The organism is Erwinia sp. V90_4 (assembly GCF_029967685.1).
GTDB classification, from domain to species: domain Bacteria; phylum Pseudomonadota; class Gammaproteobacteria; order Enterobacterales; family Enterobacteriaceae; genus Erwinia; species Erwinia aphidicola.
Window position 1 is genome coordinate 38,214 of the sequence record NZ_JASCAQ010000051.1, and the last position, 12,630, is coordinate 50,843.

Sequence of the window (12,630 nt, forward strand, 5' to 3'; positions counted from 1 at the left end):
GTTACGCCGTTAAGATTTATCTTTAAGTTGCGATCCATCCCGCTCTTTCACTTAGTGTAACCGTATACACTGCTATGCTATTCCGCGTCCTTACCGTTTCAATAACAGGATTTACTCATGGTTTATCAAGCAGATGCCCAGCGTTATGAGAAAATGACCTACCACCGCTGCGGGCGCAGCGGCCTGAAACTCCCGGCAATTTCACTGGGTTTATGGCACAACTTTGGCGACAGCACGCGCGTGGATAACAGTCGTGACCTGCTGCGCCATGCTTTTGATAACGGTATCACCCATTTTGATCTGGCCAATAATTACGGTCCGCCTCCCGGCTCGGCCGAGGAGAATTTTGGCCGGATTCTGCGCGAAGATTTTCGCCCGTATCGCGATGAGCTGGTGATCTCCAGCAAGGCGGGTTACACCATGTGGCCAGGACCTTATGGCGACTGGGGTTCGCGCAAATACCTGATTTCCAGCCTGGATCAGAGCCTGCAACGCATGGGGCTGGAGTATGTGGATATCTTCTACCATCACCGCCCGGATCCGGAAACGCCGCTGGAAGAGACCATGGCAGCGCTTGACCATCTGGTGCGCCAGGGCAAAGCGCTGTACGTGGCGCTTTCCAACTACCCGGCAGAGCTGGCCGCGCAGGCGATTGCTATCTTGCAGGATCTCGGCACGCCGTGCCTGATCCACCAGCCGAAATATTCGATGTTTGAGCGCGCACCGGAAGCTGGCTTGCTGGATGTGCTGGCGCAGAAGGGGGTGGGCAGCATTGCCTTCTCCCCGCTGGCCGGTGGTGTGCTGACCGACCGCTATCTCAACGGCATCCCGGAAGATTCCCGTGCCGCCAGCGGCAGCCGCTTCCTCAGCAGCGATCAGCTGACGCCGGAGAAAATGGAGAAGGTTCAGCGCCTGAATGCGCTGGCGCAGCAGCGCGGGCAAAAGCTGTCGCAAATGGCGCTGGCGTGGGTTTTACGCGGCGGCCACGTCACCTCGGTGCTGATTGGCGCCAGTAAAACTGCGCAGATTGATGATGCGGTGCAGATGCTCAACAAGCGTGATTTCAGCGCAGATGAGTTAGCCCGTATAGAGTCAATTCTGGCTTAATCCCGCCATGCGGGCCGACCGGAAGAGAGGGTCGGCCCCAACGAGAATTGCCCCTTTCCCCCCTGCAGAAAAATCCCAATTCGCCGTTTTTGCGCGTTTATCAGAATTCACCAGGCGTTAAGCCAGCAATCTCGTTATATTGTGCTGCTACAGCGGAGAAGGCAGACCGCTGATAAAGGAGATAATATGAAACGCTTATTGCTTGTTGCCACTTTATTGGCAAGTTTGTCCCCGTTGGCGGTACACACAGCTTATGCCGACAGCGCACGTATTACTTTAGCCCCGGGGGTGACGCTGCATTTGGGCGACCGCGACGATCGCGGACGCTACTGGGACGGCGGCCGCTGGCGCGACAACCACTGGTGGCGTAATAATTATCGCTACAATGAAGGGCGCTGGTGGCGACACGAGCAGTGGCGACGCCATGAAGCAGAGCGCCGACATCATGAAAGGGAAAGGGAGCGCCGCTGGCGCGACCACGAGCGCCATCGTGAATGGCGTCACGACCACGGTCGCCATCACGGCCACGACCGTTGGTAACCATCCTGGCGGGTCAGGCATGCCTGACCCCTACGAAAAACATCCATTTGAATGCTGCGGCATAGGCCGCATGCATAACGTTAAGCGTAGGGGCGGCGGCATGCCCCGCCCGGGTTCACAAATTCATTCCCATCGATACCAGCAGATACCCATTCAGCACCACCACAACCGCGACAATCAGGCGGCCAACGTTCTGCATCAGGCGCGAGTTCACCATATCCCCCATCAGCTCACGGTTGCCGGTAAAGGCCAGCAGAGGCACCAGCGCCAGCGCAATACCGAAGCTGAGCAGTACCTGGCTCATCACCAGTATCCGCGTGGGTTCCCAGCCTGCCATAATCACAATAAAGGAGGGCAGCATGGTGATCACGCGGCGCACCAGCAGCGGAATATGGAAGTGGATAAAGCCCTGCATCACCACCTGCCCGGCCATGGTGCCGACCACGGTAGAGGACAATCCTGCTGCCAGCAGGCTAAGGCCAAACACCAGCGCGGCGGCTTTACCTAACAGCGGGTCCAGCGTCAGATACGCCTGGTCGAGATCGGCAATCCCGCTGTGGCCGCTAAAGTGGAATGCGGCAGCCGCCGTGGCCATCATCGCCAGATTCACAAAGCCGGCGATAGTCATGGCAATCGCCACATCCAGCTTGGTTGAAGAGTAGCGCTGCTCCCGCGTACCGCCATCGCTGCTGTTCTGCGTCAGCGAGGAGTGCAGGTAGATGACGTGCGGCATAATGGTCGCGCCAAGCACCCCCGCCGCCAGCAGCACGGCATCTGCGGTTGGCAGTGATGGCACCGCCATACCCTGCAGCAGGTCGACAACCTTCGGCTGCGAGAAAAACAGCTCAATCACATAGGCCGCCGCGACAAACAGCAGCAGGCCACCGATCACCAACTCCAGCGGCTTTGAACCACGGCTTTGCAGCATCAGGATCAGAAACGTTGCCACACCGGTGAGCATCGCCCCCTGCAACAGGCTGACGCCAAACACCAGCTTGAAGCCTATCGCCGCGCCGATAAACTCGGCGAGGTCGGTTGCCATAGCGATAATTTCCGCCTGCACCCAGTAAAACCACACCGCCGGGCGCGGAAAACGATCGCGGATATGCTCGGCCAGATTTTTGCCGGTTGCGATACCCAGCTTGGCAGACATCAGCTGGATCACCATCGCCATGATGTTGGCCCAGACAACGACCCACAGCAGGGTGTAACCGTAAGAGGCACCTGCCTGGATATTGGTGGCGAAGTTGCCGGGGTCGATATAGCCAATCGCCGCAATAAAGGCTGGCCCCATCAAGGCAAATTTGATTTTACGACTACTGCGGACGTTCTGCTCCGCAGTGCGGCTTTCCGACATAGCTGTTACCCCTGCTGCTAAACACCTGACAATTATCATGCCTTTAAGTGATAATGATTATCAAGTGCATTTAAAATGGTTATCTTTATCGCTGTGATAGCCAGCGCTATGAGTTATAGCAATGGCTATACTTTTAGATAAAGTACGGCAACGCCAAAAAATGAGCAACCTTTTTCACTGTAGGGTATCTGGCATTCACTTACCACTTGTGCGGTGATTTTTTCATCGCAATTCAGCCAGGATTGTTTTAATAAAGAGGTCGGTAAGCGCAACTTTACGCGTAAGCTGTTAAAAAAGAGTGAAAACCTGTGACGCCTCAAGCTTTTCTGTAATCTGCTGCAATAGGGAATTGTTATATTGAGGCATAGATCTCGTTTTTCCGGTTCCTGTTACATAGAATGTGCAACGAAATATAACAGCCCTCAAATTTGGAGCAAATATGTCCCGCATTCTTCACTTTGCTTTGGCACTGGTGGTGGTGACTCTGCTGGCCTTGTTAGTCAGCCGTGACCGTAAAAACATCCGTGTCCGCTTTGTCATACAGCTATTGGTGATTGAAGTCGCCCTCGCCTGGTTCTTCCTGAACTCGGAAGTGGGTCTCGGCTTCGTCCAGGGGTTCTCAAATCTGTTCGAAAAATTACTGAAGTATGCGGCGGAAGGGACCAACTTCGTCTTTGGTAATATGAGCGATAAAGGTCTGGCCTTCTTCTGGCTTAATGTGCTGTGCCCTATCGTCTTTATCTCTGCGCTGATCGGCATCCTGCAGCACTTCCGCATTTTGCCCATCGTCATCCGTGCCATCGGTACCGTGCTGTCAAAAATCAACGGCATGGGCAAACTGGAGTCTTTCAACGCCGTCAGTTCTCTGATTTTGGGACAGTCAGAAAACTTTATTGCGTATAAAGATATCCTTGGAAAAATGTCCGAACGCCGCATGTACACCATGGCAGCGACCGCGATGTCGACCGTTTCAATGTCGATTGTCGGCGCCTACATGACCATGCTGCAGCCAAAGTATGTGGTCGCCGCGCTGGTACTCAACATGTTCAGCACCTTTATCGTGCTGTCATTGATCAACCCGTACCGCGTTGATAGCGAAGAAGACCTCAAGCTGGGGAATACCCATCAGGGACAGAGCTTCTTCGAGATGCTGGGCGAATATATCCTCGCCGGTTTCAAAGTGGCAGTGATCGTGGCAGCGATGCTGATTGGCTTTATCGCCCTGATCTCCGGGATTAACGCGCTGTTCGACTTTATTTTCGGTATCAGCTTCCAGGGCATTCTCGGCTATGTCTTCTTCCCGTTCGCGTGGGTGATGGGCGTGCCGGCTCATGAAGCGCTGCAGGTCGGCAGCATCATGGCGACCAAACTGGTATCAAACGAGTTTGTGGCAATGATGGATCTGCAAAAAATCGCCGGTACGCTGTCGCCGCGTGGTGAAGGCATCCTGTCGGTGTTCCTGGTATCGTTTGCTAACTTCTCCTCGATCGGTATCGTGGCGGGTGCCATCAAAGGCCTGCATGAAGAGCAGGGCAACGTGGTTTCCCGCTTTGGCCTGAAGCTGCTGTACGGCTCAACGCTGGTCAGCGTGCTGTCGGCCTCGATTACGGGTCTGGTGCTGTAATAGGTTTGCGGGCTGACCGAAAAAAAGGTCAGCCCTGTGCCAAATCCCCTTCGATTCACAACGGTACCGCCAGGTGCTCGCGCAGCGTTTCCCCCTGATACTCCTTTCTAAAGGCCCCGCGCCGCTGTAACTCCGGCACCACGTAATCGGCAAAATCATTCAGTGACGCAGGCATATCGGCCGGCATCAGCACAAATCCATCGCAGGCCCTCTCCTCTACCCAGCGAATCATCTCGTCTGCTATCGAGTGTGGTGTGCCCACCAGCAGCGGGAATGAGGCACTGGCGGCGTAGGTTTTCGCCACCTGCGCCAGCGTCTTCCCTTCCTGCCGCGCCTGCCTGATCACATATTCAAAGCACCCTTTGCTGCCGCTGATCTGCGCAAAGATATCCGGGAACAGCTCATCAGGGTCATGCTGTGACAGATCGTAATTCATGCTGGCCGACATAAAGCTCAGGCCCGCCAGCGGGTTAACCAGTTCGTCCAGCTCACGGCGTTTCTCTTCAGCCGCCCGCTGCGTGGCGGCCACCACTGGCATAATTCCCGGCAGCACTTTGCAGGCGGCGGGCGGGCGACCGTGCAGGGCCATCTGCTGTTTGAACTGCTGATAGAACAGCTGCGCGCGCGCCAGCTCGGGCTGCACGGTGAAGATCACCTCCGCCAGACGGGTCGCCACCTGCTGGAAATCCGCCGAGACGCCCGCAAGGATCTGCACCGGCCTGCCCTGCGGCGGCTGGCTGACCGTCAGCGGACCTTTGATTTGAAAATGTTCGCCGTGGAAATGGCTGTAGCTGACCTTGCTGGCATCGACATACACGCCGCTGGCTTTATCAGCCACGCGCGCGCCGGGTTGCCAGCTCGCCATCAGCAGCTGCACCGCGTCGATAAACTCGGCCGCGCGCTGATAACGTTCGCCGTGCGGGGGCAGCTGCTGACGGCTGAAGTTGTGCGCTTCGCCGTCGTTAGTCGACGTCACCGCATTCCAGGCGGCGCGCCCGTGGCTGAAGTGATCCAGAGTCGCCAGCGTGCGCGCCGCGTGAAACGGTTCGCCATAGGTGGTCGACAGCGTGCCCCCCAGCCCGATGCGGCGGGTGAACAGGCTGAGCGCGGTCAGCAGCGCCATCGGTTCCGGGCGCGCATAGCCGGGACGGTACTGCACGGTAGTGGCGATATCCGCACCGTAGATATCATCGATCGACAGCTTATCGGCAATAAAGGCGAAGTCGAATTTTGCCGCCTCGGCCTTCTGCACCAGCTTCAGCCAGGTTTCCAGCTGCATCGGGTCCGGGTTTTCGGCGTCAGGATGGCGCCAGCCGCCCGCATGCAGCCCGGTGTCGCTCAGGTAGAGTGCCAGGTGCATAACTATTTCCCCGCCGATAAGGAGAGATCGATAAACGATTCGGCCTTGAGCGGTTTCGGGATCAGGCCATTTTTCGCGTAGAAATCAGCGGTATTTTGCTGGATAGCCAGCACCTGCGCCTTATCGCTGACCACCGTATTGATCTCACGCTTCACCTTTTGCAGCGCGACTTCCTGCGGGATGCGCAGCAGCTTAGCAATTGACGCGGCGTACTCCTGCGGATGCTGCGCTCCCCAGGCCCGTGCGCGCGTCAGCCGCTGGCTGAAGTCCGACAGCTCGCTGCGCCTGGCGGCAATCGCGCTGTTGCTGGCGACCAGGTAGTTGAGCGCCGGGTAATCTTTGCCGTCAGCAATAATCTGCGCGCCGGACTGCTGGGTGGCGAACGAGACGTAAGGCTCCCAGGTGGAAACCGCATCCACCCCGCCCTGATCCAGCACCAGCGTGGCCTCTGCCGGGGTCGTGAACACAAAATTGACCGCTTTGACCGCGACGCCAGCGCGTTCCAGCACCTGCAGCGCCAGATTATGGCCCGACGAACCTTTGACGGTGGCAATGCGCTTGCCCGCCAGCTGCTGTGGCGTGGTGATAGCACTGCCCTTTTTGACGATAATCGCGTTACCCGCATACTGAGTGGCAAGGATGCCTTTGGCATCCAGGCCGGCGGCCACGGCAAAAGTGAGCGGTGCATCGCCGACCGAACCGGCATCAATCGAGCCGGCGCGCATCGCTTCCAGCAGCGGAGCGGCATTGGCAAATTCGTGCCAGTCGAGCGTATACGGCAGATTGTTCAGCTCGCCAGCGGCTTCAAGGATGGCACGGGCATTGCCGCGCTGATCGCCGACCGACAGCGTGGCGGCAAAGCTGGTGGAGCTGACGGCGGCCAGCAGCAGGGAAACAGGAAGCAGATAGCGTGATTTCATCGGGTGTCTCAGCAAGAGGAAAAAACTGAGACTAGCACCGCGCTGTTTATAATCTGAACGCATTTTATCAGCAATAAATATGCATAATGAGCATATTAAATTCCGCAACGGGCCATTATGCTGACGTTTTTTACTGCTGGAAAACTGCGATGAAACTGGAAGATCTTCACGCCTTTGTCACCCTTGTGCAGCTGCAGTCCACGCAGCAGACCGCCAGCCGACTCGGGCTGACTCAGCCTGCCGTGACGCGACGGGTGCAAAACTTTGAGGAGGCGCTCGGCGTGCTGCTGCTGGACCGCCAGACCAAACCGCTGAAACCGACCGCGCTTGGCCTGCTGGTGTATCAGCAGTGCAAGCGCATCGCCGCTGAAGTAGAGGCCCTGACGCAGCTGGTCTCTGGTGATGCCGCCCCGCAGGGCGTGCTGCGCTTTGGCCTGCCGCACAGTCTGACCGATGATAGCCTGCTTCCGGTGCTGGCCGCCGTGCAGCAGCGCTACCCCGATTTACAGCCACGCCTGAGCAGCGGCTGGGGTAATCAGCTACTTCAGCAGCTGGATCAGGCCCAGCTGGATGCCGCCCTGCTGCTGTTCCCGGCGGGGAAAGTCTTTGCCGGTGGATTGCAGGCGCGCGGTCTGGGCGCCGTGCCGCTGGTGGTGGTGGCCGCCGATGACGGGCAGCCGCTGCCGCGCACGCTGGCGCAGTGCTATGCCCGGGGCTGGATCCTCAATCCGGACGGCTGCGGTTTTCGTGCCACAATTGCCCGCGCGCTGGCGGACCAGGGGTTGCCGCTTCAGCTGAATATGGAAGTTCAGGGCACCGCGCTGCAGCTGGGGTTAATTGCCGGGGGCAGCGGGCTGGGCATTTTACCGCGCATGCTGCTGCCGCGTGCCGCAAATCAGCAGCGGGTGCGGGAAGTCCCGCTGCAGGACTTCAGCCCGCAAAGCGAGCTGTGGCTGGTGCATCCGGCGCTCCCGGCCAGCCACCAGGCCGCCGTCAATCTGTTCGCCACGACGCTGGCGGCTGGATTTGGCCTCAGCGAGCATTGCTGATTTTTATATTAACAACGAAGAATTATGAATTTCACACATAGTGTTTTCAGCTTTAGGGTTGGCTCTCACCCCGCCAGTGCGCGGCGTTCACCACGGAGAGCACAGCATGAGCATTCAGTTCCTCGGTATGATTGGCCACCGCCTGGCCTCGGAAACCCTTAGCGCCAGCGGGCCGGTGTTTAACAAACAGTATATTGCCGACTTCGCCCGCGCCCACGAAGACGCGGGATTTGACCGCATTCTGATCGGCTACTGGTCCGATCAACCGGACGGTTTTCTGGTCACCGCCCATGCGGCGGCCAATACCTCTACGCTGAAGTTTTTACTGGCGCATCGCCCCGGCTTCGTCTCGCCAACGCTGGCGGCGCGCAAGCTGGCGACGCTTGACCAGTTAACCGACGGCCGCCTGGCGGTGCATATCATCAGCGGCGGCAGCGATGCCGAGCAGCGCCGCGACGGTGACTATCTGAATAAAACCCAGCGCTATGCGCGCACCGACGACTTCCTCAGCGTGCTGAACAGCAGCCTGACCTCCGCGCAGCCTTACGATCATCAGGGCGAGTATTATCAGGCGGAGCAGGCATTTTCGGCGGTAAAGCCCGTGCAGGGTAAGCTGCCGATCTATTTTGGCGGTTCCTCCGACGAAGCGATCGCCGTGGCAGCTCGTCACGCCGATGTGTTTGCACTGTGGGGAGAGCCGCTGAAAGGCGCAGCGGAAACCGTGCGCACCGTGCGCGCCGCGGCCGCCCGCCACGGGCGTGAGATCGGTTTTAATATCTCCTTCCGCCCGATTATTGCCGCCACGGAAAAAGAAGCCTGGGAGAAAGCGGAATATATCCGCGAAGAGGCGCGCAAAAAGCTGCATGAGAGCGGCCACAATTTTGGCTCCACCAAGCCGCAAAGCGTGGGGGCGCAGCGCCTGATGGCCGCCGCCAGTGAAGGTGAGCGTCTCGACAGCGTGCTGTGGACCGGCATCGCACAGCTGGTCGGCGGCGGCTATAACTCCACCTCCCTGGTCGGCACGCCGGATCAGGTGTCTGATGCGCTACTCAAATATTACGATCTCGGCATTGAAAGCGTGCTGATACGCGGCTTCGACCCGCTCAATGACGCGCTGGAGTATGGCCGCGAGCTGATCCCCCTGACGCGGGAAAAAGTGGCGGCTCGCCGCGTGGCAAGGAGCGCCTGATGAGACGTCATGCACTTTACGCCCTGCTGCTGGCGGCGGTGGCGACCTCGGCACTGGCGGCGGAAAAAGTCACGCTGCGGCTGGGCGATGTCAAAGGCGACCGCTTTATCTCGCTGCGCGCCTCGGGACAGCTCGATAATCTGCCTTACGAGCTCAAGCTCAGCTCGTTTGATTCCGGTGCGCCGGTGCAGGAAGCGCTCAATGCCGGGGCGCTTGACGTTGGCTTTACCGGCGACCTGCCGTTTCTGTTCGTCTATGCCGCCGGCGCGCCGGTGAAAGCGGTCGGTGCCTGGCAGAATAACGCCGACAGCATCGCCCTGCTGGCCCGCCCCGGCAGCGGTATCCACAGCCTGCAAGATCTGAAAGGTAAGCAGATTGCGGTCAACCGCGGCGGCTGGGGGCACTTTCTGCTGCTTGGCCTGCTGGAGCGTGCCGGACTGAAACCGCAGGATGTCACGATGCGCTTCCTTGGGCCGGTGGACGGGCGCGCCGCGCTGGCGACCGGATCGGTTGATGCCTGGGCCACCTGGGAGCCGTATGTCTCCTCCGCTATCGTGGTCGACCACGCCGTGCTGGTACCGCAGGGCGGCGGCAAGGGCATTCTTTCCGGTTACTCCTATGCGCTGGCGCGTGAAGAGGCGCTGAAAGAGAGCGGTAAACGCCAGGCTATTAGTGACCTGCTGGCAAGGCTGGCGAAAGCGCAAATCTGGGCACAGCAGCATCCGCAACAGTTTGCGCAGGCACTGAGTCAATCACTCAACATGCCGGTCAGCATTACCCAGCGCTGGATCGCCTCCGCGCAGATCCGCCCGACCCATTTTAATCCGCAGCTGGCGGCAACGCTGCAAAAGTCAGCGGACTTCTTCTATCGCTATAAGGTACTGCCAAAAGCCATCGATGTGCATAACGCCTTCGATTATTCGCTGGCCGACGCGGCCAACCGCATCGCCGCCGGGGAGAAACCCCATGAGTAATCCACAACGACTGCGTACCTTTCTCGCCGGGCTGGCGAGCCTGCTCGACGAGAAGCCGCAGCAGCAGGAGATCCTACTGCACGGCAGTGCACTGCTTAAAGAGCTGGTGCGCGTTGATGACTGGCTGCCCGATGAGTTCGCCCGGCCCGATCCCGCGCGCTACCAGCAATACTTGCTGTATGCCGACGCGCAGCAGCGCTTTTCGGTGGTGAGCTTTGTCTGGGGGCCGGGCCAGACCACGCCGGTACACGATCACCGCGTCTGGGGGCTGATCGGCATGCTGCGCGGTGCCGAAGTTTCGCAAGGCTATCGCCTGACGGAAAGCGGCCTGCAACCCGACGGGCAGGCTGTGCGGCTGGAGCCAGGTACGGTTGAGGCGGTGTCGCCGCAGGTGGGCGATATCCACCGCGTCAGCAATGCCTGGGGTGACCGCACCTCGGTCAGCATTCACGTCTACGGCGGCAATATCGGCGGCGTGCGCCGGGCGGTCTACCTTGATGACGGCAGTGAAAAACCGTTTATTTCCGGCTACAACAACACGCATTTACCAAATATCTGGGATCTCTCACATGACTGAATTCAATCCGCTTACCCGCGACTATCATCAGCTGCGCCACGCGCTGCTTAATCACCAGGAGGTGGCGCTGGTCGATGTGCGCGAAGAGGCCGACTACGCCAGCGGGCACCCGCTGTTCGCGGTGAATATCGCGTACTCCAAATTGGATATCGAAATCCTTAACCGCATTCCACGGCTGAATACCCCGGTGACGCTGTATGACAATGGCAGCGGGCTGGCGCGGGCTGCGGCGCTCAGGCTGCACGAGCTTGGCTATCAGGATATTGCCCTGCTGGCGGGCGATCTGGCAGGCTGGCGCGAAGCCGGAGGCGAACTGTTCATCGACGTCAATTCGCCATGCAAAGCGTTTGGCGAGCTGGTCGAAAGCCGCGCCGCAACCCCTTCACTCAGTGCCGAAGAGGTCGATGCACTGCTTCGCAGCGGCAAACCGGTGGTGGTGCTCGACGCGCGCCGCTTTGATGAGTACCAGACCATGAGCATTCCCGGCAGCATCAGCGTGCCGGGCGGCGAGCTGGCGCTGCGCGTGCGCGATCTCGCCCCTTCCCCGCAAACCACTATTATTGTTAACTGCGCCGGACGCACGCGCAGCATTATCGGCACGCAGTCGCTGGTCAACGCCGGCGTACGTAACCCGCTTTTCGCCCTGCGCAACGGCACCATCGGCTGGACGCTGGCCGGCCTGGCGCTGGAGCACGGACAGTCACGCCAGTATGCAGGCACCAGCGATACCGCGCGAGTGCAGGCGGCGCGCCAGGCGAGGACGCTGGCAGATAAAGCCGGCGTGCAGCGCACCACGCTGAAAGAAGTACAGCTGTGGCAGCGCCAGCAGCAGCACACCGTTTATTTGTTTGATGTGCGCGCCGCCAGCGAATACGAACACGGCCATCTGCCGGGCAGCCGCTATGTGCCCGGTGGCCAGCTGGTGCAGGAGACGGACCACTATGCCAGCGTGCGCGGCGGGTGGATCGTGCTAATCGACGATGACGGCGTGCGCGCCAACAGCACCGGCTCGTGGCTGGCACAGCTGGGGTGGCAGGTGTGGGTGCTGGACGACCTCTGCGCGCAGGATTTCAGCGCCAGCGGCGGCTGGGCACCGCTTATCCCACCTCTGCCAGCTCAGCAGGAAGTTGAACCGCATCAGTTGGCCAACTGGCTTGCAGAGGGCGATACGCAGGTGCTGGATTTCACCACCAGCGCCAATTACGTCAACGCGCATATTCCCGGTGCGGCCTGGCTTCAGCGCTCAGCACTGACGCAGCAGGGGGCGGCCATTCTGCCCGCCGCGCAGCGTTACGTGGTGACCTGCGGCAGCAGTATGCTGGCACGCTATGCAGTGGCACAGCTGGAAGCGCTGACGGGTAAAGCGGTTATCGTGCTGAAGGGCGGAAATACGGCATGGAAAGCGGCGGGATTGCCGGTGGAAGCTGGGGAAACAGCCCTGCTGCTGCCGCGCATCGATCGCTATCGCCGCCCTTATGAGGGTACGGATAACTCCGCCGAGGCTATGCAGGCGTATCTCGATTGGGAGTATGGTCTGGTGGCGCAGCTGGAGCGCGACGGCACGCATGGGTTTAGCGTGCTGACGGCGTAAAATTCGTCGCGTCGCTATGCCGAAACAGGGGGCGGGCGTACGTCCAGACCGACCGCGACAGCGGTTTCTGGCCGGTAGTTGTAGGGGCGGCTTGCCTGCCCCTGATAAAACGCAGACGAAAAAAAATCCGCCTGAGCAGATTATTGTTCACATCATTAAGAATTTGGTGGAGATAAGCGGGATCGAACCGCTGACCTCTTGCATGCCATGCAAGCGCTCTCCCAGCTGAGCTATACCCCCACTACTAACTCTGCGATTTTTCGGTGCCACCCAATCTGCTGGTGAAGATTTGGTGGAGATAAGCGGGATCGAACCGCTGACCTCTTGCATGCCATGCAAGCG

11 protein-coding genes and 1 tRNA gene are annotated in these 12,630 nt (G+C 59.4%); 8 read left to right on the forward strand and 4 right to left on the reverse strand.

The features are described from left to right. Positions 1–117 precede the first annotated feature (117 nt). Together mgrA and QLG07_RS13125 are read left to right on the forward strand one after the other, a co-directional pair. Entirely contained in the window at positions 118–1,107 is a 990-nt protein-coding gene (gene mgrA, locus QLG07_RS13120; protein WP_282469400.1) for an L-glyceraldehyde 3-phosphate reductase, read from the forward strand. 186 nt (positions 1,108–1,293) lie between these two features. Then, positions 1,294–1,647, forward strand: a complete 354-nt coding sequence (locus QLG07_RS13125; protein ID WP_099754678.1) for a DUF2502 domain-containing protein — start codon at positions 1,294–1,296, stop codon at positions 1,645–1,647. Between the two features lie 115 nt (positions 1,648–1,762). Here QLG07_RS13125 and QLG07_RS13130 read toward each other — a convergent pair whose 3' ends face one another. Next, positions 1,763–3,004: an Nramp family divalent metal transporter gene (locus QLG07_RS13130; RefSeq protein WP_048915290.1), complete on the reverse strand. Its 1,242-nt coding sequence runs from the start codon at positions 3,002–3,004 to the stop codon at positions 1,763–1,765. 439 nt (positions 3,005–3,443) lie between these two features. Here QLG07_RS13130 and QLG07_RS13135 point away from each other — a divergent pair, with 439 nt between their 5' ends. Beyond that, complete coding sequence (locus tag QLG07_RS13135) at positions 3,444–4,628, forward strand: NupC/NupG family nucleoside CNT transporter (RefSeq protein ID WP_048915289.1); 1,185 nt, start codon at positions 3,444–3,446, stop codon at positions 4,626–4,628. A gap of 55 nt (positions 4,629–4,683) precedes the next feature. Here QLG07_RS13135 and QLG07_RS13140 read toward each other — a convergent pair whose 3' ends face one another. Together QLG07_RS13140 and QLG07_RS13145 are read right to left on the reverse strand one after the other, a co-directional pair. Beyond that, positions 4,684–5,988, reverse strand: a complete 1,305-nt coding sequence (locus QLG07_RS13140) for an NtaA/DmoA family FMN-dependent monooxygenase (protein WP_282469401.1) — start codon at positions 5,986–5,988, stop codon at positions 4,684–4,686. A 2-nt stretch (positions 5,989–5,990) separates the two neighbouring features. Then, on the reverse strand, positions 5,991–6,908 hold the full coding sequence (locus QLG07_RS13145; RefSeq protein ID WP_191149754.1) for an aliphatic sulfonate ABC transporter substrate-binding protein: 918 nt from the start codon (positions 6,906–6,908) through the stop codon (positions 5,991–5,993). A 149-nt stretch (positions 6,909–7,057) separates the two neighbouring features. Between QLG07_RS13145 and QLG07_RS13150 the strand changes: the two genes are divergently transcribed. The 5 genes from QLG07_RS13150 (at position 7,058) to QLG07_RS13170 (ending at position 12,288) form a co-directional block, all read left to right on the forward strand. Then, complete coding sequence (locus QLG07_RS13150; protein WP_191149755.1) at positions 7,058–7,957, forward strand: LysR family transcriptional regulator; 900 nt, start codon at positions 7,058–7,060, stop codon at positions 7,955–7,957. Positions 7,958–8,063: 106 nt separating this feature from the next. Beyond that, the gene (locus QLG07_RS13155; RefSeq protein ID WP_282469402.1) at positions 8,064–9,146 is read left to right on the forward strand and encodes an LLM class flavin-dependent oxidoreductase; all 1,083 of its coding nucleotides are present in this window, start codon (positions 8,064–8,066) and stop codon (positions 9,144–9,146) included. After that, positions 9,146–10,120: an ABC transporter substrate-binding protein gene (locus QLG07_RS13160; RefSeq protein WP_187497840.1), complete on the forward strand. Its 975-nt coding sequence runs from the start codon at positions 9,146–9,148 to the stop codon at positions 10,118–10,120. Before QLG07_RS13155 ends, QLG07_RS13160 begins: the two co-directional genes overlap by 1 nt. Next, positions 10,113–10,697 (forward strand): cysteine dioxygenase, encoded by a 585-nt coding sequence (locus QLG07_RS13165; protein ID WP_282469403.1) that lies wholly within the window; start codon positions 10,113–10,115, stop codon positions 10,695–10,697. Before QLG07_RS13160 ends, QLG07_RS13165 begins: the two co-directional genes overlap by 8 nt. Beyond that, positions 10,690–12,288 carry a rhodanese homology domain-containing protein gene (locus QLG07_RS13170; RefSeq protein WP_282469404.1) on the forward strand — a complete coding sequence of 533 codons (1,599 nt, stop codon included), beginning with the start codon at positions 10,690–10,692 and terminating at the stop codon, positions 12,286–12,288. Before QLG07_RS13165 ends, QLG07_RS13170 begins: the two co-directional genes overlap by 8 nt. 164 nt (positions 12,289–12,452) lie before the next feature. Here QLG07_RS13170 and QLG07_RS13175 read toward each other — a convergent pair. Then, positions 12,453–12,528 (reverse strand) — tRNA-Ala (locus tag QLG07_RS13175). Between the last annotated feature and the right edge of the window lie 102 nt (positions 12,529–12,630).